Source organism: Sphingomonas sp. Leaf343 (genome assembly GCF_001423765.1).
Classification (GTDB): Bacteria; Pseudomonadota; Alphaproteobacteria; order Sphingomonadales; family Sphingomonadaceae; genus Sphingomonas.
The window spans coordinates 308,050-332,732 of sequence record NZ_LMPG01000011.1; the positions used below are offsets into that span (position 1 = coordinate 308,050).

Sequence of the window (24,683 nt, forward strand, 5' to 3'; positions counted from 1 at the left end):
GCGAAGTTCGCTTGATTATGGACAGCGCACCTATGTGCAAAGGCCCTCATTCTCGCTGTAGCGAGGGGTGGAATCCCAAGGAGTGGCCAATGTTCGGCGGTCCGTAAACGATCCTGATACCAGTGGACCCTTCCAGCGTTGCGCCTCTACCCTGATGCAAAACTTTTAAATTATGCATCACCCCGCCGAACCCTCACCCCTCCAGCATCAACCTCGCGGTCGCCTTCGCACTCCCCACCACGCCGGGAATGCCCGCGCCCGGATGCGTGCCGGCCCCCACGAAATACAGGTTCGGGATCGCGTCGTCGCGGTTGTGGACGCGGAAATATGCGCTCTGCGTCAGCACCGGTTCCAGCGAGAAGGCGCTGCCCAGATGCGCGTTCAGGTCCTGCGCGAAGTCGCTGGGCGCGTAGTGGAACTTGGTGACGATGCGCTCGTGGATGTCCGGGATCAGGCGGCGGCCGACCTCGTCGATGATCCGCTTTTCCAGGATCGGGCCGATTTCCGCCCAGTCGACCGGGAACTTGCCCATGTGCGGCACCGGCGCGAGCGCATAGAAGGTCGACATCCCCTCCGGCGCGAGGCTGGGATCGGTGACGGTCGGGTGGTGCAGGTAGAGCGAGAAATCCTCGCTCAGCACGCCGTGATCGTAAATGTCCTCCAGCAGGCCCTTATAGCGCGGGCCGAACAGGATCATGTGGTGCGGCACGCCCGGCCACGTGCCCTTGATGCCGAAATGCACGACGAACAGTGACGGGCTGTACGACTTGCGCTCCAGCTTCGCCTTCGTCCGCTGCGAACTGCGCGAATCGACCAGCAGGTCGCGATAGGCGTGCATGATGTCGGCGTTGGCCGCGACCATGTCCGCATCCGCGCGCCAGCCGCTTTCGCAAGCCACGCCCGTCGCGCGGTCGCCCAGCGTCTCGATCTTCGCGACCGGATCGCCGAGGCGCAGCACGCCGCCGATCCGCTCGAACTGCGCGACCATGCCGGCGATCAGCCGGTTGGTACCGCCCTTCGCGAACCAGACGCCGCCGTCGCGTTCCAGCTTGTGGATGAGCGCGTAGATCGCGCTGGTGGTCATCGGGTTGCCGCCGACCAGCAGCGTGTGGAACGACAGCGCCTCGCGCAGCTTCTCCGACTTCACGAAGCCCGACACGACCGAATAGACCGACCGCCACGCCTGATATTTGGCCAGCGCCGGGGCCGCCTTTATCATCGACGCGAAGTCGAGGAACGCGACATGGCCCAGCTTCTCATACCCCTCATGGAAGACGCCGGCGGAGTATTTCAGGAACTTCTGATATCCCTCCCAGTCGCCGGGATGCAGCTTCTCGATCTCCGCGCGCAGCACGGTGTCGTCGTTGGTATAGTCGAAATTGGTACCGTCGGGCCAGTTGAGGCGGTAGAACGGCGACACCGGCTCCAGCGTGACATCGTCGGCCATCGTCCGGCCGGTCAGCTGCCACAATTCTTCCAGACACGCCGGATCGGTAATGACCGTCGGCCCGGCGTCGAAGGTGAAGCCGTCGCGCTCCCAGTAATAGGCGCGCCCGCCCGGCTTGTCCCGCGCCTCGACGATCGTCGTCTGTACGCCTGCCGATTGCAGCCGGATGCCGAGCGCCAGCCCGCCGAATCCCGCACCGATCACTACCGCCGTCGTCATGCCCTTGCCCTCATCAATGCGCGCACCGCACGTCCGATCGGGACCGGCGGCTTGCCCACCAGCACCCGCGCCTTGTCCTTCAGCGTCGACGTTCCCGCGTAGAAGCGCCCGATCAGCCCCGGATCGAGCCGGTAGAAGCGTTCGAGCACGCGGTAGCGTTCCTCCGGCTCGGCGGCGCGGAACAGCATCGTGTCGAGCATCCGGTAGAAGCCGCGCGCGTCCCACGTCTGCTTCGCCAGCCCGTGCGTCAGCGTGTGCAGCGCCTCGCCGGAGAAGTCGCGCTGCGCGACTATCGCGGCGGCGGTGCGGATCGCGTCGGGCAGCGAATAGCCGGTGGTCGGGTGGAACAGCCCCGCGCGCATCCCCGCCTTCGCGGTCTTCGCGCCGCCGGAGCGCCAATATCCCTCGAAATCGCCGCCCATCGCCACGGGAAGCACGCCCGATTCCTCGCGCACGATGCTGCCGCGCCACTCCTGAGCCTCCGCATAGCGATCCAGCCGCGGTTCGATGGCCCGGCGGTTCAACTCAGCCTTGTCGCTGTAATAGGTGTCCTCGACGAAGATGCGCCGTTCGGAAAACGGCAGGACATAGACGAAGCGGTATCCGTCGATCTGCTTGACGGTGGCGTCCATCACCACCGGCCGCTCGCGCCTATGAGGCGCGTCCAGCGCGATTTCCCGCCCGACGAATTTCTGCCAGCCCAGGTCGAGCATCGACAGATCGCCGGTGCCGCGCGCGTCGATGACGCCGCCCGCCTCGATCCGGTCTCCATCCGCCAGCACGACGCCGGTCGCCGACACGCCCGGCGCCTTCCGCCCCAGCATCAGCCGTTCGGGCGGCAAGGCGGCGCGCACCTCCCGGTCCAGCGCGCTGCTCTCGATCGAATAATAGGTCGCGTCGATCGTCCGCGCGTGATGCGGAAAGGCGACGTCGTAGCCGCGCCAGCCATAGGTCACCATCGGCTCGACGATCCAGCGATCCGCCGCCGCCACGTCGCTGCCGAAGAACGACCAGAGGTGGTTGCCGCCGACGCTGTCGCCGCCGTCGATCAGCCGAACGTCGAGGTCCGGGTGCCGCTTCGCCAGTGCGAGCGCGATCAGCCCGCCGGCAAGACCGGCGCCGACGATCGCGACGTCGCAGGAGATGGTGGTGGCCATGGAGCGCTCCGCCTAGCGCGTTTCGCGGCGACACGGAAAATCTTTCCGTGTCCGCACCATCCTGCATTACCATCCGGCGATGACAACGCCGATCCTGTCCACCCCGCGCCTGACGCTGGTCCCCCACGACGCGCGCGATCTGGACGAGATGGCGGCGATGCACGCCGACCCCGGCTTCTACGCGTCGCTCTCCGGCAAGCCGACTCCGCGGGAGGAGGTGTGGCACCGGCTGCTCCGTTATATCGGCCATTGGCGGGTCGCCGGTTACGGCCACTGGATCGTGCGCGAGACCATCGGCGGCGAGTATCTGGGCGAGGTCGGCTTGATGGATTCGCGGCGCGGCATGATCCCGGATTTCGAAGGCGTGCCGGAGGCTGGCTGGGGCTTTCGTGGGATGGCGCAGGGCAGGGGCTTCGCGCAGGAGGCGCTGGCGGCGTTGTTCGACTGGGCGGATCCGCGCCTGCCGCGCACGGTCTGCATCATCGATCACGACAATATGCCGTCGCGCCGGCTGGCGGAGAGAATTGGTTATCGTACGTTCGCGGACGGGCAATATCGCGACAAGCCGATCCTGGTTCTCGACCGCGTGTCGAACCGGGACACGAGGTGATCCGATCGTTGGCGCGGTCGGCACGCCATGCTAACGGCGTGGCGTCTGAGGGAAAGATTCGGTCATGCTGGATGCCCAGAGCGAGGCCGCACGCCTCGCGACGCTGAAGGAATACGGGCTGCTCGACACGCCGCCGGAGGCCGCGTTCGACGTCATCGTGCAGGAAGCGGCAACGGTCACCAATACGCCCATCGCGATGATCTCGCTGGTGGATGACGGGCGGCAATGGTTCAAGGCGGCGGTCGGCGTCGATCACCGCGAAAACCCGATCGAGGAATCGATCTGCGCCCATGCGATCCGCGCCGACGACCTGTTCACCGTCGCCGATGCCAGCACCGACGCCCGTTTCCGCGACATCCCGGCGGTGGCGCGGGAGGGGGGCATCCGCTTCTACGCGGGCGCGCCGCTCCGCATGCGCAACGGCGCGAAGCTCGGCACGCTGTGCGTGATCGACGTCGCCCCGCGCGACGACCTCGATCCCGAGGAACGCACCGCCCTCGAACTGCTCGCCCGACGCACCGTCGCGGCATTCGAACTGCGCCGCGACATCGGCGACGCGGCGGGGCTGGACGGCGGCGACGCGCAGGACTGGCTGGAAGAATCGGCGGACCTGCTGGCCCGCGCCGCCGTCGCGCTCGACCGCGCCCAGGCAGGCGCACCCGCCGCGCATCTGGAGCACGTCATCGCGATGGTCGACGCGCTGCGGGTGACGAAGGGCTGATCCTGTTCGTTCGCCCTGCCGCACTCATGACGGGCGGGCGCGGCGCTGCGGAACCCCTGTCCGGGGTGGGATATCGACTCCGTATCGTGTAGGGCAACGCCCGTGATCCTCGCCCTCATCCTGTCGGCCGTCGCGATGACGCTGATCGTCGGCGTCCGTTACCTGATCGTGTCGGGCGCATTCGCCTGGGCGACGGGGCGGCGGCATCCGGGTCTCTATCGCGGCCTCGATCCGCAGATGCGGCGGGAGATCGCGTGGAGCCTCGCGTCCGCCGCGATCTATGGCATCCCGGCGGGGATCGTCGCGTGGGGCTGGCACAATCACGGCTGGACGCTGATCTACGACCGGGTGGGCGATTATCCGCTGTGGTGGCTGCCGGTATCGGTGCTGCTGGTGTTGTTCGCGCACGACACGTGGTTCTACTGGACGCATCGCTGGATGCACCGGCCGAAGCCGTTCCGGATGGCGCATGCCGTCCACCATGCCAGCCGGCCGCCGACCGCATGGGCGGCGATGGCGTTCCACCCGATCGAGGCGCTGAGCGGCGCTGTTGTAATTCCGCTACTGGTGTTCGTCATTCCGCTCCACACGGGCGCGTTGTGCTTCGTGCTGGCCGTCATGACGGTTATGGGGGTCACGAACCATATGGGGTGGGAGATTTTCCCGCGGTTCATGTGGCGGGGGCCATTGGGAAACTGGCTCATCACGGCGAGCCATCACCAGCGGCATCATGAACAATACGGGTGCAATTATGGCCTCTATTTCCGCTTTTGGGATCGCCTCTGCGGCACCGACCGCGGCCTCGGCGATTTCGCGCGGGATCACGCCCGCGCAGCGCGCCGCCACGCTGGCACTGGCGATCGCCAGCCTGTCGGCGCTCACCGGCGCGATTAGCCCGGCGCGGCTCGACGTCGCGGTCGACAATCTGCGCTCCGGCAAGGGCATGATCCGCATCTGCCTGACCGCCGATCCCGCCAATTTTCCCGGCTGCATCGACGATGCCGACGCCGTCACGCGCTCTGTGCCCGCCGGCGTCCACAGCGTCAGGTTCGACGGTTTGCCCAGGGGCAACTACGCCGTCGCGGTGATCCACGACGAGAACGGCAATTCGCGCCTCGACACCTTTGCCGGCATCCCGCGCGAAGGATTCGGCTTCTCGCGCAACCCGGCGGTCCGCTTCGGTCCGCCCCGGTTCGAGGCGGCCCGCTTCACGCTGGACGGTGGTGCAGAAACGCAACAGGTACGGATGCGTTACATCTTCTAGGGGATCGGACCGGACCCGATCCGGTTTTCGGGACGTTGCGCCGGGATCATCGTATCACCGGAGTTACAGTCCTTGCGCGCCATCCTGCCCGCCGCCGCCCTGCTGCTGCTGTCCACCGCCCCGGCGCTGGCGCAGTCGACGCCGGATGCCCCGCCCGCCGGTACCGCCAACGGCTTCGACGCGGACACCGTCACCGCCGGCGTTGCCGCCGCCTATCTGACCGATTACGAAGGGTCGGACGATTACAGCGTGATCCCGGCCCCCGCGGCGATCGGATCGATCAGCGGCTATGCCTTCCAGTATCTCGGCAACCGCCTGTCGGTCGACCTCATTCGCAACCCCGCGGGTCCGACCTGGGACCTTCAGGCGGGGCCGATCGGCGTCGTCAACTTCAACCGGTCGAACACGAAGAGCATCGACGATCGTCGCGTCAAGGCGCTGGGAGAGGTGAACACCGCCTACGAGATCGGCGGCTTCGTGGGCGTCGGCAAGACCGGGGTCATCACCAGCCCGTACGACCGCCTCGCCGCGTCGGTCAGCTATCGCTACGATGTCGGCAACGCACACGAGAGCGGCATCTGGCAGCCTACCGTCAGCTATTTCACCCCGCTCAGTCAAAAGGCCGCCGTCGGCATCTTCGTGTCGGGTGAACGCGCCGCGGGCAAATACGCGCGCACCTATTTCAGCGTGTCGCCGCAGCAGAGCCTGGCGAGCGGGCTGCCCGTCTACAATGCGCGCGGCGGCTGGAAGAACTGGTCGCTCGGCGTCGCGGGCACCTATGCACTGAGCGGCGACCTGCTGCATGGCTGGAAAGCGGTCGGCGGCGTCAATTACCGCCGTCTTCTCAACGATTACGCCGACAGCCCGCTGACCAGCATCGCCGGCTCGCGCACCCAGTGGCTGGCCGCACTGGGTGTTGCCTACACGTTCTGACGGAGTTTTCCCGTCCCTCGCCTGTTTCGGGCGGCGGACATGCAGGCGATCCGGCCGGCATGTCTGCCGCCTTTTTCGTAACATTCGGCGTGCCAAAGGCAGCCTTGACGCACGCTATCTGCGTTTAACGAAAATTTATTTGACGTCATGGTGCACTGCGGTGCGTCCGTCGCGGCCCCATCGACGTTCCTGTTCCCGATCGCGGGTCGCGGGAGCTTTGCCTCCTTCTCTCGCGGCAGAGAACCTGAAGGCCGGTCGCCCCCGATCGGCTGCAAGAGGGGATGACCGATGACGGATAGCGAACACCTGATCGCGGCCATGGACAATCGCGTCCGCCGCCGCGACGACCGGCGGGAGTTCTTCAAGGCGGCGTTCGGCGTCGGGGCGTTTGCAGTCGGCGGTGCCGCGGCACTCAGCTTTTCGACCAAGGCCTCGGCACAGTCGATCACGGACGCCGATATTCTGAACTTTGCGCTGAACCTCGAATATCTGGAAGCGCAATTCTACCAGATCGCGGCGAACGGCGCGTATCTTCCGGCCAATCTCACGGCGAGCGGCGGCGGCACCGCTGGCGGCACCGTCACCGGCGGCAGTCCCGTGACCTTCACCGATCCGATCGTGGCGCAATACGCGCGGGAGATCGCGGCGGACGAGGTCGCGCACGTCACCTTCCTGCGGAGCGCCGGTGCGCTGGGCACGGCGGCGGTAGCGATGCCCAACATCGATATCCGCGGCGGCGCGGGCGGACCTTTCGGTGCGGCGGCGGCGGCCAGTGGCCTGCCGGCGACGTTCGATCCCTATTCCAGCGACGCCAACTTCCTGCTCGGTGCCTATATCTTCGAGGATGTGGGCGTGACCGCGTACAAGGGTGCATCGCCGTTGGTCCAGAACAAGACGTTCCTTCAGGCGGCGGCCGGCATCCTGGCGGTGGAGGCGTATCACGCCGCCATCGTCCGCACGACGCTGTACGGTCTGGGCGTCGAGACGCCCGCATTGCGCACGGCGGCCGACAACATCTCGAACGCGCGCGATACCCTCGACGGCACCGCGACCGATCGCGATCAGGGTATCTCGCCCGTGACCCGCAACGGTCAGCTGGTGTCGAACATCGTGCCCGCCGATCCGGATACGGCGCTCGCCTTCAGCCGCACGCCGCAGCAGGTGCTGAACATCGTCTACCTCAACAACGCGGCGGCGACGATGGGCGGGTTCTTCCCCAACGGCGTCAACGGCAACATCAAGGGCGGCATCGCCACCCTCTGATCTGTCGAGAACCTCCTTTTAAGGGAAATGCTTCCATGCAAGACGAACATTTCGTTCTCGACCTGGTCGAGAGAGCCAAGACCCGGCGCGACGCGCGTCGCGGTTTCCTGCGCGCCGCCGGTGGCGCCGCCGTCATGGCCGGCGGCCTGTCGATGCTCGCCGCCTGTAACGACGACGACACGCCGCTGCCGACACCTACCCCGACCGCCACGCCGACGCCGACGGCGGTGACGGAAGCGGATGTGCTCAACTTCGCGCTGAACCTCGAATATCTCGAAGCACAGTTCTACAGCTTCGCGGCGTTCGGCACCGGCCTGCCGGCGAATCTGATGACCGGCACCGGTGCGCAGGGCGCGGTGACGGGCGGCAAGCAGGTGACCTTCACCGACCCGATCGTGGCACAGTATGCGCGCGAGATCGCCTATGACGAGATCGCGCACGTCACCTTCCTGCGTACCGCTCTCGGCGGGGCGGCGGTGTCGCACCCGGCGATCAACATCTCGGGCGATGCCAACGGTGCCTTCACCGCCGCGGCGCGGGCGGCACAGGTCGTGACCTCGACGGCGACCTTCGACCCCTATGCCAGCGACAACAACTTCCTGCTGGCGGCGTATCTGTTCGAGGACGTGGGCGTCACCGCGTACATGGGCGGCGTGCCCCTGCTCTCGACACCCGCCACGATCGAGGCGGCGGCGGGCATCCATGCGGTCGAGGCATATCACGCCGGCCTCGTCCGCACGCTGCTCTATCGCAAAGGCGTGACTGACAGTTCGATCATCACCGCCACGACCCGGATCAGTGACGCGCGCGACACGCTGGACGGTACCGCCAATACCGGTCTGCTGGGTCAGGGCACCGACCGCGATCAGGGTATCGCATCGGAAACCGTCAACGGTCAGGTCCGGTCGAACATCGTGCCGACCGATTCGAACGGCATCGCGTTCGCGCGTTCGCCGTCGCAGGTGCTCAACATCGTGTATCTGACCCCGAATGCGTCGACCACCAGCGGCGGCTTCTTCCCCGCCGGCGTCAACGGCACCGTTCGTTCGACCTGATTCCCCTCCTGACGGTCGAACGGGGGCCGCGCCGGCAACGGCGCGGCCCTTTTCGTTGGGCCCGCTTTTCGTTTGGACCCGCGGCGACACGCGCCTATGCTCGGGCCATCCCCGGGGGAGCGCCGATGCCGCGCTTGAGAGGAGGGCAGGAGCCCTCGACCCGCTGAACCTGATCCGGTTGACACCGGCGGAGGGAGGGAGCGGCTTTCACCAGAAATCCGTGCCCGCGCTCCGATATTGGAGAGCTTGCACCATGGCCGACATCGACTCCCCGATCGAACGCGCGAACGCGGGACCCCGTACGGAAATAGGCGTCACCACCGGCCCGATCCGCGGATCGAAGAAGGTCCACGTCGGCCCCCTCGGCGTCGCCATGCGCGAAATCCACCTCGATCCGTCTTCCGGCGAGCCGCCGCTGCGCGTCTACGACACCTCCGGCCCCTACACCGATCCGCGCGCGCAGATCGACATCAACACCGGCCTGCCGCAGCTCCGCCGCCAGTGGATCGAGGCGCGCGGCGACGTCGAAAGCTACGACGCGCGCGAGATCCGGCCCGAGGACAACGGCCAGCTCGGCCCCGATCGCTCCGGCGGCGTGCCGCAATATCCCAACGCGATCCGTCGTCCCCTGCGCGCCAAGCCCGGCATGAACCTCAGCCAGATGCATTATGCCCGCCGCGGCATCATCACGCCCGAGATGGAGTACGTCGCCACCCGCGAGAATCTCGGCCGCGAAATGCTGAAGGATTACAAGCGCGACGGCGAAAGCTTCGGTGCGTCGATCCCGGACTATGTCACCCCTGAATTCGTCCGCGACGAGGTCGCCCGCGGCCGCGCGATCATCCCCAACAACGTCAACCACCCCGAATCCGAACCGATGGCGATCGGCCGCAATTTCCTCGTCAAGATCAACGCCAACATCGGCAACAGCGCGGTCGCCAGCAACGTCGCCGCCGAAGTCGACAAGCTCGTCTGGTCGATCCGCTGGGGCGCCGACACGGTCATGGACCTGTCGACGGGCCGCAACATCCACGACACGCGCGAATGGATCATCCGCAACTCGCCCGTGCCGATCGGCACCGTCCCCATCTATCAGGCGCTCGAAAAGGTCGGCGGCATCGCCGAGGATCTGACGTGGGAGGTGTTCCGCGACACCCTCATCGAACAGGCCGAACAGGGCGTCGACTATTTCACCATCCACGCCGGCGTCCGCTTGCCCTACATTCCGATGACCGCGAAGCGCGTCACCGGCATCGTCTCCCGCGGCGGCAGCATCATGGCGAAATGGTGCCTCGCGCATCACAAGGAATCGTTCCTCTACGAACGCTTCGACGAGATCACCGAGATCATGAAGGCGTATGACATCGCCTACAGCCTCGGCGACGGCCTCCGCCCCGGCAGCATCGCCGACGCCAACGACGAAGCGCAGTTCAGTGAGCTCTACACGCTCGGCGAACTCACCCACCGCGCTTGGGCGCAGGACGTGCAGGTCATGATCGAAGGCCCCGGCCACGTGCCGATGCACAAGATCAAGCAGAACATGGAAAAGCAGCTGGAAGTCTGCGGCGAAGCGCCCTTCTATACGCTAGGGCCACTCACCACCGACATCGCGCCGGGCTACGACCACATCACCAGCGGCATCGGCGCTGCGATGATCGGTTGGTACGGCACCGCGATGCTCTGCTACGTCACGCCCAAGGAGCATCTCGGCCTGCCCGACCGCGACGACGTCAAGGTCGGCGTAGTCACCTACAAGCTCGCCGCCCACGCCGCCGACCTCGCCAAGGGCCACCCCGCCGCCCAGATGCGCGACGACGCGCTGTCCCGCGCGAGGTTCGACTTCCGCTGGCGCGACCAGTTCAACCTGTCGCTCGATCCGGAAACGGCGGAAGATTACCACGACCAGACCCTGCCAGCGGAGGGCGCAAAGACCGCCCACTTCTGCTCGATGTGCGGCCCCAAATTCTGCTCGATGAAGATCACCGCCGAAGTCCGCGAGTTCGCCGCGAAGCAGAACGCCCCGGCCGACACGTTCCTGGCGGCGGACGACGCAGACGCCGACCGCGCCCTGTTCGCCAACGGCAAGGGCTCGGTAGCGGACGCGGAGGCCGGCATGGCGGAAATGAGCGAGCGGTTTAAGGCAAAGGGGAGCGAGGTTTACCTGCCAACGAAATAACATTAGACCCTTGTTGAGGGGGACTGATATGGCAAATCTTCCATACGTTACATCTGCCAATAACGTGACGCGGGCACTCACAGCGATTGCCGCAGCCGCAACACCAGAAGCAGTGACCGGAAACTTCGTTAAAACTATTCTTAAGATCCCTGGTGGATCTGGAGATCAAATGACGTCGTTTTTGAAGAAAATTGGATTTGCTAATCCTGACGGAAGCCCCACTTCTATTTACAAGAAATTTAGAAATGAAGCTACTCGTGGCGTCGCAGCCGCAGAAGGTTTGAAGCAAGGCTATTCCGCATTATATAAGCGGAATGAGTATGTGCATGAATTACCTGATAAAGATATCAAGGGTCTAATCGTCGAAGAAACAGGCCAAGCGGCCGACTCAAATGTGGCGACGTACATTTTATCGTGCTTCAAGGCAGTAAGGGCATTTGCCAATTTTGACAAGATTGTAGAGTCGTCGGTGGACTCTGAATTTGAGTTACCTATAACCTCCACAATGAGTCAGAGTTACCGGGAGAGAGCGGCTTCCGTAGATGAGGCTGTAAAACCGATCGGCCTAAGCTTGGGCTACAATATAAATCTTAATTTGCCAGCAACCACAGATATTGCAGTTTTCAATGCTATATTCAAAAGTTTGCGAGAAAATTTGTTAGCTCAAAGTGATGTCTAACGTCGAACATCATATTCGATCGTTTGGCATGTCGGGCTATCTGATTACGGAGGAAGTGCTCGCTATCGAGCGCCGGTACGGCGTAGATTTAGGTCACGTCTCGGAAGCCAAGGACGACAAGTCAGGATATTACCCTCAATTTGATCTCCAAATTCGTAAGCAGGCTGCAGATATGGCTGCTCACTACGAACTTTTTTACTGTTTGGAGCAATCGATTAGGCAGCTTATTGTCCGCACGTTGGCCGATAAGGCGGGTACTAGTTGGTGGAGCGCTGCCGTGCCCGCGAAGATCGTAGAAGATGTGAAAGGGCGCGTTCAGCGCGAAATTGATAGCGGGTTTAGCCAAAGATCAGATTACGAAATAGATTATACTAACTTTGGTGAGTTGTCGGTCATCATCGCTTCAAATTGGGATGTCTTCGGAGCTATATTTTCGAGTAAGCGTGCGGTAGAAAGAATCATGAATAGCTTGAACTTGCTCCGTGGACCAATTGCACATTGTAGTCCACTGGCTGGCGATGAGGTGGATCGCCTTTTACTAACTGTGAAGGATTGGTTTCGAGCAATGGCGTAGCATTAGGCTGGAAAGCACAAGCATCAATAATGATACCGACACTGCGCCACCTGCAGCTCCTGCTCGGCGCCGCTGCCTGTAACCCGATACACCAGCCGATGCTCCTGATTGATCCGCCGCGACCACCAGCCTGACAGATTGCCGCCCAGCGGTTCGGGCTTGCCGGTCCCCTTGAACGGATGACGCCGGCATTCCTCGATCAGCGCGTGAAGCTTGTCGAACAGCTTCGGCTCCTCGGCGCGCAAGGCGATATATTCCGCCCACGACCGCGACGAAAACCGGACGTTCACGGCTGGATCGGGTCGTGAACCTCGCCGCCGCCGCCGTCCAGCTCGGCAATGCTCTCCAGCAACCGCTGCGCATTCTTGGGCGAGCGCAACAGGTACAGCGTCTCCTCGATCGACGCCCAATCGCTTTCCGAAATCAGCACCGCGCCCTCACCGCGCTGACGTGTGATCGCAATCGGCGCTCGATCGGCGACGACCTTGTCGATCATCGACTTCAGGTTCTCGCGAGCTTCGGAATAGCTGACCGCATGCATCGCCCGAAGATGGACAGAAGTTTGGACAATGTCAATCGCGACAAGTCTCACCCTTAACGCGCCACCACGCCCTTCCAGAACGCCACCCGTCCCCGGATGGCGCTCGCCGCGTCTTTGGGTTCGGGATAATACCACGCCGCGTCGCGATTCTCCGCGCCGCCGACGACCAGCGTGTAGTAATGCGCGGTGCCCTTCCACGGGCAGACGCTGGTCGTCGCGCTGTCCTTCAGCAAGGCTGGGTCGACGGCGGATAGCGGGAAATAGCTGTTGCCCTCCACCACCACGATGTCGTCGCTCGCCGCGATGCGCGTGTCGTTCCACCAGGCTTCGGTCATGGCTCGTCCTTTTGCTCTTGTTGCACCCAACGAGTGTCGAACCGGCTTTGCTCCGAAGTGGCGCATGTTCGTGTGGTGACGTGCCGGAACACATGCTCCGATGGCCGTGCGCCGGCATTCATGTCGGACAGGCAGCGAGGAGAGAATGATGCGGTCCATTCCCGTCGACGTATTTTACTCGGCATCCTTCAATCCGGGTGACGCGGAATCGAACGCGTTCTTCACCGCCGTGTGCAGTGGACTGGATATCAACGGATCGAATGTTTCGTTCGGGGCCAATCGCCTGCCGTCCGAGCAGGCGCACAAGCTGATCGCCGGATCGCAGGGTCTGATCGCGGTCTGTCCGAAACGGGAAGCCCTCACCGATGGCAGATTCAACATGCCGCAAGCCGTCAACGACGAGATCGCCTTGGCCTATGGCCTCGGCAAACCGATTCTGGTGATCGCCGAGGAGGGCGTGAACAAGGGCGGGTTCAAGGAGAAGTACAGGACGTTCCAGACCTTCGATCGGTCCAGACTGGATGATCCCGGGTTCATCACCGCGGCGATCAAGGCGATCCACGAATTCAAGGTCGAGCTGATCGACCAGAGCCATTTCGGTCAAGCCCACGAACCCGCCGACAGCCACGCCGAGCATCTCAGCCATCTGGTCGAGTTGCGAAAAACTGCCGACGATTTCGCATGGGAATATTCCACGACCAAGACGATCGTCTACACCCGGGACTCGACCGTCGCATTCCCGACCAGCGTCTTCGCAACGCAAGGCGTGAAGGTGCCCGACGACAGCGAACCGATCGTCTGGGAGTACAAACATGTCGGATCATCCGGTGCCCTGCGGCTGGTGCCGACGATCGATCAGCAAAGCTCGACGTGCGTCGATGTTCGGCTGAAGCCCGATCCGGCCGCCGAAAAGGGCGATCACATCACCTATCGCACCTATAGCCGGTCACGCTATCTCGTTCCCTTGTGGGAAGACGAGACGCTGGATGACCGCCGGGTGCACCTGAACAAGGGCGAGTTTCGGGTGTCCGAGGGTCTGTTATTCATCCATCGCACCAAAAAGGCGGTGCTGGAGTTCAGGCTCTGTCGCGAATACGGCCTCAAGAAAAGCGACATCGTGCCGTTCGTCGCGAGCTATACCTCGTCGATCGATTTCGAGGTCGAGAGCGAACTGAATCGTGCCGAGGTTCGGATCGACGACTATGGCGGTTCGCTCACCGTGCGGATGGAGATCGAGAGCGCGCTCCCCGGCCACCTCTACGGCATCGCGTGGAACCCGCCGGTGCGTCCAGCTTCCGGGAACCCGTCATGAGCATCCGCTCCTGACCGCTCTCCACGACGGTCAGGGATCGATCCGGGGCAGGTTCGGCAAAGCCCAGTCGACCGGTGCGGCGCCCCGCTCCACCAGAAACGCATTCGCTTGCGAGAAGGGCCGGCTGCCGAACCAGCCCTTGTAGGCGGACAGCGGCGACGGATGCGGCGCGCTCAGCACCAGATGCGCGCCGCCCCGTTCGACCGTGCGGACGAACGCCGCCTTCTTCTGCGCATGCGCGCCCCACAGCAGGAACACGACCGGCTCCGGCTTCGCGGCGATGGCGCGGATCACGGCATCGGTGAACCGCTCCCACCCGCGGTCCCGATGCGATCCGGCGCGGCCCGCCTCGACGCTCATGACCGTGTTGAGCAGCAGCACGCCCGCCTTCGCCCAATGCTCCAGAAACCCGTGCCGCGCCGGCGCGATGCCCAGATCGGCATGCAGTTCCTTGTAGATGTTGACGAGGCTCGGCGGCGGCCTGATCCCCGGCCGGACGGAAAAGCTCAGCCCATGCGCCTGTCCCGGCCCGTGATACGGGTCCTGCCCCAGGATCACGACGCGCACCTTGGGCAGCGGCGTCAGCTCCAGCGCCCGGAACCGGTCCGCCGCGGCGGGAAACACCTGCTTGCCCGCCGCCGCCTCGCCGTCGAGGAAGGCGTGCAGCGCCGCCATGTCAGGGCATGCCAGCGCGTCGACCAGCGGCCCCTCCCAGCTCGGATCGATGCGCGGGTTCACGTCACCGCTTCCGCACGAACTCGGCGCGCAGGACGAGGCCCTTGATGCCGTCGAACTTGCAGTCGATCTCCTGCGCGTCGCCGGTCAGGCGGATGCTCTTGATGAGCGTTCCGCGCTTCAGCGTCTGCCCCGCGCCCTTGACCTTCAGGTCCTTGACGAGCGTCACCTGATCGCCATCCGCCAGCAGGTTGCCGACCGCGTCGCGGACCTCGACACCGGCTGCCGGGGCAGGCGCGTCGCCCGCCGCGATCCACTCGCCGCTGGCCTCGTCATAGACATATTCGTCGCTCATGCTTCGGCGATACGCCGCGTCGCGCGATCAGAACAGCCCCGGCACCTCGCGCTGCGCCGCATTGGGGCGGCCGGCTCCGACCAGCGTCCGCGCCCCGCCATCCCTCGCCGACCGTGTCGTCGCGGCGCTATCGATCGGCGTGCAGCTTCGCCCCGCGAGGAAGTCGAGCGCGGTCCTGACCGAATCCTCCGCCACGCTGCCCAACGGTTGCGTCAGGTCGTCGGTCGCGCGGCAGCTCGCCTCGACGGTCCCTGCCAGCCCGTCATAATAGCGGCCGCTGCGTGCCGCGTTCTGCGTCGCCAGCGCCACCACGCGCAGCCGGTCGTCGCAGGCGGCGCGGTCCAGCCCGATCTGTCCCACCGGCTTGCCGAAGGTGTTGGTCCCGATCAGCCCGACATTCGCATGCAGATACGGGATGAAGGCATTGATGACCAACTCGCTGGCCGAGGCGGAGGCCGCCGTGCCGATGAACGCGATCCGCGTCGGCGCGACCGATTGCGGCTGCGGGCGGAAATACCGCGTGCGATCGTTCGCCGCCTTTTCGGATCGATAGCTGGTATAGGAGAAGACGTCGTTGCTGCTGCGGTTCGCCCCCATCAGGTCGCCCATCAGCTCCGCGATGGATATCAGCCCGCCACCATTGTAGCGCAGGTCGATCACGAATTCGGTGATGCCCTGCACCCGGAAACCGTCGAAGGCTGCGCGCAAGCCGGTGTCGGCGGTGTCGATGAAGGTGCGCAGGTTGATATACCCGACCCGCTTGTCGCCATCGACCAGAACCCGCGCACCATAGCGCGGGGATACGGGGATCAGCGCATAATCCGCCTTCGCCACGGTCACGTCGCGCGTCGTCTGGCCATCGGCGATGCGGAAGGTCCGCGTCGTGCCCGCCGTACCCGGCCCCAGGGCGGCGTCGATGCCGCCCGTCGCGACGATCTCCGCCACCGGCCGGATGTCGCTCGCGCCGGTGCCGATCCCGACGATCTCCGTGCCCCGGTCGATTCCCGCCGCCAGTGCCGGGGCGCCCTCGAACGCCTCCGTCACCTGCAGCCTGCTGCGGTCGGCGGAGGTCGCGATGCGGATGCCGAAGCCGGCGGTGTCGCCCGACTGGAAATACCGGTCATCCTCGCGGATCGACGTCAGATAGGTGAAATACCGGTCCTTGCGCTGCGCCCGCGCCGTCGCGGTCATCGCATCGATATAGTCCCGCACCGTCGCGTAGCCGGCCGGGTCGAGGGCCAGGGGCAACGTGTCCGGAAACAGATACCATTCGCGCAACTGCGCCGCCGCCCAGTCCTGCCGCGCCCGGAGCGTGCAGCCCGCCGCGCTGGCCGTGCCGCCGCCATCCGTCGCCGCGGGAGATGACGACGACCCGCCGGAATCGCCGCCGCACGCCGTCAGCATCGCCGCGAGGTTCATTACCGCCAGCCGCCACCGCGCCATGCCCGGATCCCTTCTCGGCAACGGCTTATCAGCCACGCCGCCGGACGCCAGCGAAACCCGCGTCATTACGATGCCGTCACCATGCAACCGCACCTGCGTCCGGCGGTTATCAAGCCAGACCGCCTGCCATGAAAGGGACTCCGATGATCCGCCTGACGCCCGCCTTCCTCCTGGCTGCCCCGCTGCTGCTCGCCGCCTGCGGGCAGGGCGCGTCGACCGAGGAACCGGTGACCAACGTCACGGTACCGGAGGGCAATTACGTGCAGGCGATCCGGACGATGCCCGCCGGGCAGCGAACCGGGGTGATGTTCCGCGCGATCCGCGACGCCGGGCGCGAATGTCAGCAGGTCACCGACGTCAAGGAAGCGCAGGCGATCGACGGCGCGCCGACATGGGTCGCGGTGTGTGACGGCAGTACCCGCTGGCTGGTCGCGATCAACGCGGACGGTATCGCGACGGTCACCAACGCCACCGAGCTGAAGGACGCGAACGCAAAGTGAGCGCCCCTCTGGTCACCGTCCTGCCCGTCGTCCTGCGCCCCGATCCGGGCCGGACGGTGATCCGGCCGTTCCTGCCCTCCGACCCGACGGGGTTCGAGACGCCCGGTCATCCGCGCGCGGAGCGGATCGCCGCCCGCGTAATGGGGCTGGGCGATGCCGCGCTGACGGAGGAACTGGACCGTGTCCGCCTGTCGCTGGACGAGCGGCACCGGGACTTGCCCGCACTGCTGCTCCGCCGCTTCGCCGAAGTGGCCGGGCAGATTCCGGATGTGGCCGCCGCGACGGACGCACACAGGATGCTGATCGGCGCGTATTTCAGCGCCGAATATTCGTTCGAGTCCGCCGCGCTGTTCAACCCCAGCATCGTTCCGCATCCCGACCGGTCGGCGGCGGCGGACGGGGCGACGCGCTTCATCCTGTCGCTGCGCGGGATCGGGGAGGGGCATCTGTCCTCGGTCACTTTCCGCACCGGCACCTGGGCGGCGGACGGCGGCGTCACCGTCGACACGCCGAGCCTGACGTCCGTCGCGCCGATCGTCGGCCCATTGCGCGACGACGACATCTTCGAACTCGATTGCGGGGGCAGCCGCGATCCGTCGGAGACGGTGCTGTTCCCCGTCGTTCCCAGCCAGAGCCGGGGGATCGAGGATCTGCGCCTGACGCCGGTGACGCGGCCGGACGGATCGTCCACCTATGTCGGCACCTTCACCGCGGTCGGCGATCGCGGCGTGGAGCAGCAGATGCTCCAGACCGACGATTTCGCCAGTTTCCGGATGCGCCCCGTCACCGGCGATCTCGCCGCCGCCAAGGGCATGGCGCTGTTCCCGCGCCAGATCGGCGGGCGGTATTGGGCGATCGGGCGTCAGGACAACGAGAATCTCTGGCTGTTCTCCTCCGATGATCCGTTCGACTGGCGTGACGGGCGCAAGCTGATCGAGCCGCGCTACCCGTGGGAATATGTCCAGATGGGCAATTGCGGATCGCCGCTGGAGATCGAGGAGGGGTGGCTGCTGCTGACCCACGGCGTGGGCGTCGTTCGCAATTATTGCATGGGCGCGGCGCTGCTGGATCGGGAAGACCCATCGAAGGTGCTGGGCCGTACGCCCGTGCCGATGCTGGAACCGGGGCCGCAGGATCGCGACGGCTACGTCCCCAATGTCGTCTACAGCTGCGGCGGGCTGGTGCGTGGCCGCACCCTGTTGCTGCCGTACGGGATCGCCGACGATTATACCGGTTTCGGCACCGTCTCCATCGATGCGCTGCTCGCCGCGATGGAGATGCCGGACTGACCGGTCAGGCGGTGTCGCGTTCGATCAGGACCGGCGTCATCTCGACCGACGGCGTGTCCTGACCGGCGATGCGCGCGAACAGCGCGTCGACCATCGCCCGCGCGCCCGTGACCAGATCCTGCTTCACCGACGTCAGCCGGGGAACCATCTGTCCGGACAGCGGCAGGTCGTCGAAACCGGTGATCGGCATCCTTTCGGGCACGGCGATGCCCCGATCGATCAACACGCGGACGGCGCGCACCGCGATCACGTCCGACGCGGCGACGATGCCGTCGATCCGGTCGCCGACCGCATCGATGTGCCCGGCGATCTCCGCCGTCATCAGGTCCGACGCCAGATGCGTGTCGAGCTGCAACGGCAGGTCCAGGCCGGCGGCGGCGGTCGCGTCGCACAGTCCCTTGTAACGCTGATCGAGTTCCAGCGTGCGCACCTCGCCCAGAAACGCCAGTTTGCGGCTGCCGCGCGCGATCAGCCGCTCGCCTGCCAGCCGGCCGCCCATCCGGTTGTCGACGCCGACCGCGCAATGGACCTGACCGGGCATATGGCTGCCCCAGACGACCATCGGCCGATATTCGGCGGCGACCCGCTCGATCGTCTCGAACTGGTCGGACTGGCCGATCAGCAGCACGCCGTCGAGCATACCCGACCCGACGATCCGCTCCAGCCAGTCGTCCGCGTCGGGGATGATCCGCGACAGCATCAGGTCATAGCCGTTTTCGGTCAGCGCATCGGCCAGATGGCCCAGAATCGACATGAAGAACGGATCGGACAGATGCTGCCGCCGCTCATGCCCCAGCGGCACGACGACACCGATCACGCCCGTCCGCTGCGTGCGCAGCCGGCGCGCCATCTGGTTGGGACGAAAACTGTGTTCCGTCGCCAAAGCCTGAATGCGCGCCCGCGTTTCCGCGTTGACCAGCGCCTTGCCCGCCAGGGCCCGCGATACCGTGCCGGGCGATACGCCGGCCAGCCTCGCCAGATCCGCGATATTGCGAACCTTCTGAACGGTCCCGTTCTGCTCCCGTCCCAACATGCTTCTTCTCCGTGAGCATAACGCACCGAAAAAACATGCTTTTCTGGGTGCATATCGCGGTGCGGCAGATTATATTGCTGCCCGGTCGCGACATTATCAGTCAAGCATATCATGCCGCAAAGCGGAATGTCATCGATTGCGGCAGCCCGCCGCGCGTATGCGACGTGCCGCCGAAGATATCTTACATGGGTTAGGATCGCCGATCACGACGTGGCGGCGTGACACGGGAGCACCTCAGAGCGCGGTGCCGATCTCCACGATCGCGTCGATCTCCACCGCGGCACCCAGCGGCAGCACGGGTACGCCGACCGCAGAGCGGGCGTGGCGACCGGCGTCGCCGAACAGGGCGACCATCAGTTCCGACGCGCCGTTCGCGACCTTCGCCTGATCCGTGAAATCGGCGGCGGAGTTCACGAACACGCCCAGCTTCACGATCCGCTTCACCCGCGAAAGGTCGCCGTCCAGCGCCTTGCGGATCTGCGCCACGACCATCAGGCCGCACAGCTTCGCCGCATCCTGTCCGTCTTCCAGCGAGACGCCCTCGCCCAGCCGGCCCTTGACCAGCTGGCCGTCCCTGAACGGCAACTGGCCCGACAGGAACAACATGCCGCCCGCCTCCACGACGGAGACATAGGCGGCGACGGGCGCCGCGGCCTCGGGAAGGGAGAGGCCGAGTTCGGCGAGCTTGGTATCGATGCGATCGGTCATGTCCGCCGGACTGCCTCCGCGTCGCGACAGGGTCAAGCCCCGGGAGGGTAAGCACCGGGGATCAGGCCCCGAGGATCAAGCCCCGGCGGGCGTACCCCCGGCGAAGCGCGCCGCGATCCATGTCTCCGCCTCCTGCCAGTCGTCGATCCGCGCGTGCGCGGACGGGGCAGGGGGCGTCGCGGCGGCGAGTTCCGGCTCGGAGATCATGTGCAGCCGGTGGACGCCGGGCGCGTGCTTCGCGACGGAATCATGGTGGACCGCCAGATCGTCGACGAACACCGTCACCGGATGGCCATGCTCCTCGACCAGCCGCGCGACCGGTGCGCCCTTGCCGCCCTGATTGCATTCGACGCGGTGCGCGATGCCGAATGCCGCAAGCTGGTCGATCCGCGGCTGCCGGCATGCGTCCTGCAGATTGGTGAGCACGACGATATCCGCCACCTCCGCCAGCCGGCCGAGCGCCTCCGCGGCATGCGGCACCAGAGTCTGGCGCGCCATCTCGCCCGGAAAGAACCCGCCCAGCAGGTCCCACATTTCGGTCTGCGGGATCGGCTCCGCCGCCCCGCCCCGCCGGGTCATGCTCGTCGCGAAATCGCCTGCGCCGATCCGGAAATCGATCGCGTGCGTCTCGTCCAGCCATGTGCGGAAATGCTTGACCATGTGCAGCAGCACTTCGTCGCAATCGGTGATGAGCAGCGGCCTCATGCCTCCAGCCGCTCCCGCGCCGCGACCAGCCGCGCCGGCGCGACGCCCAGCTCGTCGGCGCAGGCGATCAGGTCCGGCTCGTGCGCCTCCAGGAACATCAGCGTCGCCGCCAGCACGGCAGGTTCTCCCGCCCGCGCCTTCAGCTCCGTCGGCTCCAGCCCGGTCGTGTCCAGCAACCGCGCCGCGCGCGATGGTTCAGCCAATGTCCAGACGAGCGCCTGTAGAGCCGTTGTTTGATGATCGTCGGGGTTTGTGTCGCGCAGCGCCATTGCGTATCGTAGCATCTTTACAGGAGTAGACCCCGGCGTGGCGAAAAAGGTGCTCGTTGTCGAGGACAACGAACTGAACCTGAAGCTGTTCTGCGACCTGCTGCGCGCCCATGACTGGGCCGCGGAGCCGGTTCGCGACGGGCGGGAAGCGGTGGAGCGCGCGCGCGCCTTCCGCCCCGACCTGATCGTGATGGATATCCAGATGCCGCATGTCACCGGATACGAACTGATCCTTGCGCTCAAGGCCGATGCGGAACTGCGCCGCATCCCGATCATGGCCGTCACCGCCTATGCCGGGCGCGACGACGAGGATCGCATCCGGGGCGCCGGCGCGGACGCCTATGTGTCGAAACCGATCAGCCTCGCGCGGTTCATGGATTCGGTGAACCGGCTGGCGTGAGGAACGGCGCGGCGATCTCCGGCCGCACCCTCAGCACCTTGCCCGTCGCGCGGTCGACCAGGGCCCAGGTCGTCACCGCCTCCACCTTGACCCGCCCGTCGTCGCCGGTGAAGCGCACGTGCCGGTCGAACCGCGCGCCCTTCGGCGTGCCGACCCACGTCTCCGCCGTCACGCCCTGGCCCAGCGCCACGTTGCCGCGATAGTCGATCTCGTGCCGGGTCACGACCCAGACATAGGCGGCGACATGCTCCGCCGGCGCGGTCGCCTGCCAGTGCGCCGTCGCGATGTCCTGTATCCACCGTACCCACACCGCATTGTTGACGTGGCCGAGTTCGTCGATGTCGCCCTGTCCGGCGACGAAGCGCAGGTCGAAGCTCATGCCCGAAACACCCGCCAGCCGATCGCGCCCGCGACGACGACCACCGCCGCGCCGATCAGCAGGTGGCCGATGCCGACGCGCCCGACCAGCGTCTCCAGCCCTTGTCCGAAGACATAGCCGATGCCGGTGAACAGGCTGCCCCAGATCGCCGCCGCCAGCGCATTCACCGCGACGAACGTCGTCGCGCCGACCCGGCTCACCCCGATCGCGATCGGGCTGACGGTGCGGATGCCGTAGACGAAGCGGTAGCCGAAGATGAAGCCGCGCGGATACCGCTCCAGCCAGTCGAGCGCCCTGGCGAAGGCGGGTTTCTGGCGAATACGGCGGACGAAGCGATGCTCGCGATAATGCCGCCCGAACAGGAAAAATCCCTGATCCGCCACGAACGACCCGAGGATCGCCGCCACGACCACGCCGGCCAGCGGAATCAGCCCCCGGTGCGCCAGCACGCCCCCCGTCACGACCGCCGTCTCCCCCTCCAGCCCCGCGCCGAGGAAGATCGCCGCCAATCCGTAGCGCGCGACCAGCGCCTCGATCGTCACCCCTCGACGCCCAGTTGCCACAGCACGAACGCATGCTCCTCCGCCGCCTCGCGCAGACTTTCGAAGCGGCCCGACTTGCCGCCATGCCCCGCGCCCATGTTCGTCTTCAGCAACAGCACGTTGTCATCGGTCTTCGTCGCGCGCAGCTTCGCCGCCCACTTCGCCGGCTCCCAATAGGTCACGCGCGGATCGTTCAGCCCGCCGGAGATAAACAGCGGCGGGTAAGCCTGCGCCCGAACATTGTCATACGGGCTGTACGACCGGATCAGCGCGAACGCGTCGGCATCCTCGATCGGATTGCCCCATTCCGGCCACTCGCCCGGCGTCAGCGGCAGGTCGGCGTCCAGCATCGTGTTCAGCACGTCGACGAACGGTACGTCGGCGATCACCGCGCCCCAGAGTTCGGGGTCGGAGTTCACCACCGCGCCCATCAACTCGCCGCCCGCCGACCGCCCGGCGATCGCGATCCTGCCCGCCTGCGTCCACCCGTCCGCGACCAGCGCCTTCGCCACGTCGACGAAGTCGTTGAACGTGTTTTCGCGCTTCTGCAGCTTGCCGTCGAGATACCATTGCTGGCCCAGATCGTCGCCGCCCCGGATATGCGCGATGGCATAGGCGAACCCCCGATCGAGCAGGCTCAGCCGCCCCGTCGAGAACCCCGGCGGGATCGCATAGCCGTAGGCGCCATAGGCATAGAGGAACAACGGCCCGCCGCGCACGAAATTAGCGGGGTAGACGATCGACACCGGCACCTGCGTCCCGTCGCGCGCCGCGATCTTCAGCCGCTCGGTGCGATACTTCGCTCCGTCGTAGCCGCTGGGGATTTCCTGCACCTTCAGCACGGTCAACTCGCCCGTCGCGGTGTCGCAGTCGTACACCGTGCCCGGCGTGACCATCGACTCGTATCCGACGCGCAGCACCGTCTGGTCGTATTCGGGATTGTCGCCCAGCCCGGCGGCGTAGCTCGCCTCCGGAAAGTCGATCGCGGTGAACCCGGTCGGCGTGGCGTACCGGTGCAGCCGGATGCGATCGAGCCCGTCCTCGCGGCCCTCGACGATGAAGAAGTCGCGATAGCATTCGACCCCGGTCATGTAGAAATGCGGGTCCGGCCCGATCAATTCGTGCCAGTCGCCCGGCGCGTCGAGGCTTGCGGTGCAGAGGCGGAACTGCGGATCGGTGTCGTTGGTGTGGATGAACAGCGTGCCGTCATGCTCGTCGACATCATATTCGCGGCCCACCTTGCGCGCGGCGACCAGGATCGGCTCCGCGGTGGGATCGCTGGCGGGCACCAGCCGCACCTCACTCGTCACATGGTCGCTCGTCGCGATCACGATCCACTCGCGCGACGACGTTTCCGCCACGCCGACGCGGAACCCTTCGTCGGCCTCGTGGAACAGCAGTATGTCGTCCTCGACGGGCGTACCTAGCCGGTGCAGCCGCGCATTGTCGGTGCGCCATTGTTCGTTGGCGAGACCGTAGAGGAACCCGCTGTCGTCCGCCGTCCAGACGATGTCGGACAGCATGCCGGCGATCACCTCGGGCAGATGCTCGCCGGTGGTCAGGTCCTTGACCCGCACCTCGAACCGCTCGCCGCCATTGTCGTCGATCGCGTACGCCAGTTTGGTCGCATCGTTCGACACCGCGAACGCGCCCAGCCGGAAATACTCCTTGCCCTCCGCCAGCGCCGGCTCGTCCAGCAGCAATTCGTCGGGGCCGCCCGCGACGGGCCTGCGCCACCATTTCCGATATTGGCCGCCCGTCTCGAACGCGGTCCAATACAGCCAGTCGCCATCCTTTTGCGGCACGGAGGATTCATCCTCCTTGATGCGCGCCTTCATCTCTTCGTACAGCGTGTCGACCAGCGGCCGGTGCGGGGCCATCACGCTTTCAAAATAGGCGTTCTCCGCTTCCAGATAGGTCAGCACGTCGGGGTCGCCGACCTCCGGATATTCGGGGTCCTTCAGCCAGGCATAGGGGTCCTCGATCGTCACGCCGTGGACGGTGAAGCTGTGCGGGCGGGTCTCCGCGACGGGCGGCTGAACGGGGGTGCTGCTATCGGTCATGCGCGCCACATAACGCGTCGGTGGCAAAACCGCGAC

At 65.7% G+C, this 24,683-nt stretch carries 29 protein-coding genes and 1 riboswitch; of the genes, 14 read left to right on the plus strand and 15 right to left on the minus strand.

Annotated elements, in window-relative coordinates; all coding sequences use genetic code 11:
- Positions 1-193: 193 nt before the first annotated feature.
- Complete coding sequence (locus ASG07_RS09165; protein WP_055844759.1) at positions 194-1,666, minus strand: phytoene desaturase; 1,473 nt, start codon at positions 1,664-1,666, stop codon at positions 194-196.
- On the minus strand, positions 1,663-2,823 hold the full coding sequence (gene crtY, locus ASG07_RS09170) for a lycopene beta-cyclase CrtY (RefSeq protein ID WP_055844761.1): 1,161 nt from the start codon (positions 2,821-2,823) through the stop codon (positions 1,663-1,665). The genes ASG07_RS09165 and crtY overlap by 4 nt, the downstream gene beginning before the upstream one ends.
- A 79-nt stretch (positions 2,824-2,902) precedes the next feature.
- On the opposite strand from crtY, the gene ASG07_RS09175 reads away from it, so the two are divergent.
- From ASG07_RS09175 to ASG07_RS16925, 10 genes are all read left to right on the plus strand, one after another.
- Positions 2,903-3,433, plus strand: coding sequence for a GNAT family N-acetyltransferase (locus ASG07_RS09175; protein ID WP_055844764.1), 531 nt, complete (start codon positions 2,903-2,905; stop codon positions 3,431-3,433).
- Between the two features lie 64 nt (positions 3,434-3,497).
- Positions 3,498-4,154, plus strand: a complete 657-nt coding sequence (locus tag ASG07_RS09180; RefSeq protein WP_082474686.1) for a GAF domain-containing protein — start codon at positions 3,498-3,500, stop codon at positions 4,152-4,154.
- Positions 4,155-4,256: 102 nt separating this feature from the next.
- Positions 4,257-5,048, plus strand: a complete 792-nt coding sequence (locus ASG07_RS09185) for a sterol desaturase family protein (protein WP_055844767.1) — start codon at positions 4,257-4,259, stop codon at positions 5,046-5,048.
- Positions 5,044-5,418 carry a DUF2141 domain-containing protein gene (locus ASG07_RS09190; protein WP_330219019.1) on the plus strand — a complete coding sequence of 125 codons (375 nt, stop codon included), beginning with the start codon at positions 5,044-5,046 and terminating at the stop codon, positions 5,416-5,418. Before ASG07_RS09185 ends, ASG07_RS09190 begins: the two co-directional genes overlap by 5 nt.
- A 72-nt stretch (positions 5,419-5,490) precedes the next feature.
- Positions 5,491-6,351 carry a MipA/OmpV family protein gene (locus tag ASG07_RS09195; protein ID WP_236694619.1) on the plus strand — a complete coding sequence of 287 codons (861 nt, stop codon included), beginning with the start codon at positions 5,491-5,493 and terminating at the stop codon, positions 6,349-6,351.
- A 288-nt stretch (positions 6,352-6,639) separates the two neighbouring features.
- Positions 6,640-7,614: a ferritin-like domain-containing protein gene (locus tag ASG07_RS09200; RefSeq protein WP_055844773.1), complete on the plus strand. Its 975-nt coding sequence runs from the start codon at positions 6,640-6,642 to the stop codon at positions 7,612-7,614.
- A gap of 35 nt (positions 7,615-7,649) precedes the next feature.
- Positions 7,650-8,669, plus strand: coding sequence for a ferritin-like domain-containing protein (locus tag ASG07_RS09205; RefSeq protein ID WP_055844776.1), 1,020 nt, complete (start codon positions 7,650-7,652; stop codon positions 8,667-8,669).
- A 103-nt stretch (positions 8,670-8,772) separates the two neighbouring features.
- Positions 8,773-8,882, plus strand: a riboswitch (TPP riboswitch).
- A 40-nt stretch (positions 8,883-8,922) separates the two neighbouring features.
- Positions 8,923-10,845, plus strand: a complete 1,923-nt coding sequence (thiC, locus tag ASG07_RS09210) for a phosphomethylpyrimidine synthase ThiC (protein ID WP_055844780.1) — start codon at positions 8,923-8,925, stop codon at positions 10,843-10,845.
- A gap of 28 nt (positions 10,846-10,873) precedes the next feature.
- Positions 10,874-11,524, plus strand: coding sequence for a DUF5343 domain-containing protein (locus ASG07_RS17210; protein WP_156361801.1), 651 nt, complete (start codon positions 10,874-10,876; stop codon positions 11,522-11,524).
- Positions 11,517-12,098 (plus strand): Swt1 family HEPN domain-containing protein, encoded by a 582-nt coding sequence (locus ASG07_RS16925; RefSeq protein ID WP_082474687.1) that lies wholly within the window; start codon positions 11,517-11,519, stop codon positions 12,096-12,098. Before ASG07_RS17210 ends, ASG07_RS16925 begins: the two co-directional genes overlap by 8 nt.
- Positions 12,099-12,121: 23 nt before the next feature.
- On the opposite strand, the gene ASG07_RS09215 is transcribed toward ASG07_RS16925, so the two are convergent.
- Genes ASG07_RS09215 through ASG07_RS09225 form a run of 3 tightly spaced genes read right to left on the minus strand, consistent with a single transcriptional unit; the run spans position 12,122 to position 12,974 of the window.
- The gene (locus ASG07_RS09215; RefSeq protein WP_055844783.1) at positions 12,122-12,388 is read right to left on the minus strand and encodes a Txe/YoeB family addiction module toxin; all 267 of its coding nucleotides are present in this window, start codon (positions 12,386-12,388) and stop codon (positions 12,122-12,124) included.
- Positions 12,385-12,639: a type II toxin-antitoxin system Phd/YefM family antitoxin gene (locus ASG07_RS09220; protein WP_055844786.1), complete on the minus strand. Its 255-nt coding sequence runs from the start codon at positions 12,637-12,639 to the stop codon at positions 12,385-12,387. Before ASG07_RS09220 ends, ASG07_RS09215 begins: the two co-directional genes overlap by 4 nt.
- Positions 12,640-12,692: 53 nt before the next feature.
- On the minus strand, positions 12,693-12,974 hold the full coding sequence (locus ASG07_RS09225) for a DUF427 domain-containing protein (protein ID WP_055844789.1): 282 nt from the start codon (positions 12,972-12,974) through the stop codon (positions 12,693-12,695).
- Positions 12,975-13,122: 148 nt separating this feature from the next.
- Between ASG07_RS09225 and ASG07_RS09230 the strand changes: the two genes are divergently transcribed.
- Complete coding sequence (locus ASG07_RS09230; protein ID WP_156361802.1) at positions 13,123-14,286, plus strand: hypothetical protein; 1,164 nt, start codon at positions 13,123-13,125, stop codon at positions 14,284-14,286.
- A gap of 30 nt (positions 14,287-14,316) precedes the next feature.
- On the opposite strand, the gene ung is transcribed toward ASG07_RS09230, so the two are convergent.
- The 3 genes from ung to ASG07_RS09245 are packed head-to-tail and all read right to left on the minus strand — an operon-like array spanning position 14,317 to position 16,759.
- Positions 14,317-15,024, minus strand: a complete 708-nt coding sequence (ung, locus tag ASG07_RS09235) for a uracil-DNA glycosylase (RefSeq protein WP_055844796.1) — start codon at positions 15,022-15,024, stop codon at positions 14,317-14,319.
- Position 15,025: 1 nt separating this feature from the next.
- Positions 15,026-15,316, minus strand: a complete 291-nt coding sequence (locus ASG07_RS09240; RefSeq protein ID WP_055844799.1) for an alkylphosphonate utilization protein — start codon at positions 15,314-15,316, stop codon at positions 15,026-15,028.
- Positions 15,317-15,343: 27 nt separating this feature from the next.
- Positions 15,344-16,759: a S41 family peptidase gene (locus ASG07_RS09245; RefSeq protein WP_082474688.1), complete on the minus strand. Its 1,416-nt coding sequence runs from the start codon at positions 16,757-16,759 to the stop codon at positions 15,344-15,346.
- 143 nt (positions 16,760-16,902) lie between these two features.
- Between ASG07_RS09245 and ASG07_RS09250 the strand changes: the two genes are divergently transcribed.
- Positions 16,903-17,259 carry a hypothetical protein gene (locus ASG07_RS09250; RefSeq protein WP_055844803.1) on the plus strand — a complete coding sequence of 119 codons (357 nt, stop codon included), beginning with the start codon at positions 16,903-16,905 and terminating at the stop codon, positions 17,257-17,259.
- Positions 17,256-18,548, plus strand: a complete 1,293-nt coding sequence (locus ASG07_RS09255) for a glycoside hydrolase family 130 protein (protein WP_055844806.1) — start codon at positions 17,256-17,258, stop codon at positions 18,546-18,548. The genes ASG07_RS09250 and ASG07_RS09255 overlap by 4 nt, the downstream gene beginning before the upstream one ends.
- Before the next feature lie 4 nt (positions 18,549-18,552).
- Here the strand turns inward: ASG07_RS09255 and ASG07_RS09260 are convergent, their stop codons facing one another.
- The 4 genes from ASG07_RS09260 to ASG07_RS09275 form a co-directional block, all read right to left on the minus strand.
- Complete coding sequence (locus ASG07_RS09260) at positions 18,553-19,581, minus strand: LacI family DNA-binding transcriptional regulator (RefSeq protein WP_055844809.1); 1,029 nt, start codon at positions 19,579-19,581, stop codon at positions 18,553-18,555.
- 234 nt (positions 19,582-19,815) lie between these two features.
- On the minus strand, positions 19,816-20,289 hold the full coding sequence (locus ASG07_RS09265; protein WP_055844812.1) for a RidA family protein: 474 nt from the start codon (positions 20,287-20,289) through the stop codon (positions 19,816-19,818).
- A gap of 75 nt (positions 20,290-20,364) precedes the next feature.
- Entirely contained in the window at positions 20,365-20,994 is a 630-nt protein-coding gene (locus tag ASG07_RS09270) for a hypothetical protein (RefSeq protein ID WP_055844815.1), read from the minus strand.
- Positions 20,991-21,278, minus strand: coding sequence for a DUF3572 domain-containing protein (locus ASG07_RS09275; RefSeq protein ID WP_236694620.1), 288 nt, complete (start codon positions 21,276-21,278; stop codon positions 20,991-20,993). Before ASG07_RS09275 ends, ASG07_RS09270 begins: the two co-directional genes overlap by 4 nt.
- 22 nt (positions 21,279-21,300) lie before the next feature.
- Between ASG07_RS09275 and ASG07_RS09280 the strand changes: the two genes are divergently transcribed.
- Positions 21,301-21,663, plus strand: coding sequence for a response regulator (locus ASG07_RS09280; RefSeq protein ID WP_055844823.1), 363 nt, complete (start codon positions 21,301-21,303; stop codon positions 21,661-21,663).
- Here the strand turns inward: ASG07_RS09280 and ASG07_RS09285 are convergent.
- Genes ASG07_RS09285 through ASG07_RS09295 form a run of 3 tightly spaced genes read right to left on the minus strand, consistent with a single transcriptional unit; the run spans position 21,635 to position 24,647 of the window.
- On the minus strand, positions 21,635-22,042 hold the full coding sequence (locus ASG07_RS09285) for an acyl-CoA thioesterase (RefSeq protein WP_156361803.1): 408 nt from the start codon (positions 22,040-22,042) through the stop codon (positions 21,635-21,637). The two genes, ASG07_RS09280 and ASG07_RS09285, sit on opposite strands and share 29 nt — an antisense overlap.
- Positions 22,039-22,605, minus strand: coding sequence for a DedA family protein (locus tag ASG07_RS09290; protein ID WP_236694621.1), 567 nt, complete (start codon positions 22,603-22,605; stop codon positions 22,039-22,041). Before ASG07_RS09290 ends, ASG07_RS09285 begins: the two co-directional genes overlap by 4 nt.
- Complete coding sequence (locus tag ASG07_RS09295) at positions 22,581-24,647, minus strand: S9 family peptidase (RefSeq protein WP_055844828.1); 2,067 nt, start codon at positions 24,645-24,647, stop codon at positions 22,581-22,583. The genes ASG07_RS09290 and ASG07_RS09295 overlap by 25 nt, the downstream gene beginning before the upstream one ends.
- Between the last annotated feature and the right edge of the window lie 36 nt (positions 24,648-24,683).

Coding starts and splice junctions, on each gene's coding strand:
- ASG07_RS09220 (WP_055844786.1), bottom strand. CDS start 12,639: ATGCATGCGGTCAGCTATTCCGAAGCTCGCGAGAACCTGAAGTCGATG.
- crtY (WP_055844761.1), bottom strand. CDS start 2,823: ATGGCCACCACCATCTCCTGCGACGTCGCGATCGTCGGCGCCGGTCTT.
- ASG07_RS09250 (WP_055844803.1), top strand. CDS start 16,903: ATGATCCGCCTGACGCCCGCCTTCCTCCTGGCTGCCCCGCTGCTGCTC.
- ASG07_RS09180 (WP_082474686.1), top strand. CDS start 3,498: ATGCTGGATGCCCAGAGCGAGGCCGCACGCCTCGCGACGCTGAAGGAA.
- ASG07_RS09200 (WP_055844773.1), top strand. CDS start 6,640: ATGACGGATAGCGAACACCTGATCGCGGCCATGGACAATCGCGTCCGC.
- ASG07_RS16925 (WP_082474687.1), top strand. CDS start 11,517: ATGTCTAACGTCGAACATCATATTCGATCGTTTGGCATGTCGGGCTAT.
- ASG07_RS09285 (WP_156361803.1), bottom strand. CDS start 22,042: ATGAGCTTCGACCTGCGCTTCGTCGCCGGACAGGGCGACATCGACGAA.
- ASG07_RS09265 (WP_055844812.1), bottom strand. CDS start 20,289: ATGACCGATCGCATCGATACCAAGCTCGCCGAACTCGGCCTCTCCCTT.
- ASG07_RS09205 (WP_055844776.1), top strand. CDS start 7,650: ATGCAAGACGAACATTTCGTTCTCGACCTGGTCGAGAGAGCCAAGACC.
- ASG07_RS09295 (WP_055844828.1), bottom strand. CDS start 24,647: ATGACCGATAGCAGCACCCCCGTTCAGCCGCCCGTCGCGGAGACCCGC.
- ASG07_RS09260 (WP_055844809.1), bottom strand. CDS start 19,581: ATGTTGGGACGGGAGCAGAACGGGACCGTTCAGAAGGTTCGCAATATC.
- ASG07_RS17210 (WP_156361801.1), top strand. CDS start 10,874: ATGGCAAATCTTCCATACGTTACATCTGCCAATAACGTGACGCGGGCA.
- ASG07_RS09240 (WP_055844799.1), bottom strand. CDS start 15,316: ATGAGCGACGAATATGTCTATGACGAGGCCAGCGGCGAGTGGATCGCG.
- ASG07_RS09225 (WP_055844789.1), bottom strand. CDS start 12,974: ATGACCGAAGCCTGGTGGAACGACACGCGCATCGCGGCGAGCGACGAC.
- ASG07_RS09165 (WP_055844759.1), bottom strand. CDS start 1,666: ATGACGACGGCGGTAGTGATCGGTGCGGGATTCGGCGGGCTGGCGCTC.
- ASG07_RS09175 (WP_055844764.1), top strand. CDS start 2,903: ATGACAACGCCGATCCTGTCCACCCCGCGCCTGACGCTGGTCCCCCAC.
- ASG07_RS09245 (WP_082474688.1), bottom strand. CDS start 16,759: ATGGCGCGGTGGCGGCTGGCGGTAATGAACCTCGCGGCGATGCTGACG.
- ASG07_RS09270 (WP_055844815.1), bottom strand. CDS start 20,994: ATGAGGCCGCTGCTCATCACCGATTGCGACGAAGTGCTGCTGCACATG.
- ASG07_RS09275 (WP_236694620.1), bottom strand. CDS start 21,278: ATGCTACGATACGCAATGGCGCTGCGCGACACAAACCCCGACGATCAT.
- ASG07_RS09230 (WP_156361802.1), top strand. CDS start 13,123: ATGCGGTCCATTCCCGTCGACGTATTTTACTCGGCATCCTTCAATCCG.
- thiC (WP_055844780.1), top strand. CDS start 8,923: ATGGCCGACATCGACTCCCCGATCGAACGCGCGAACGCGGGACCCCGT.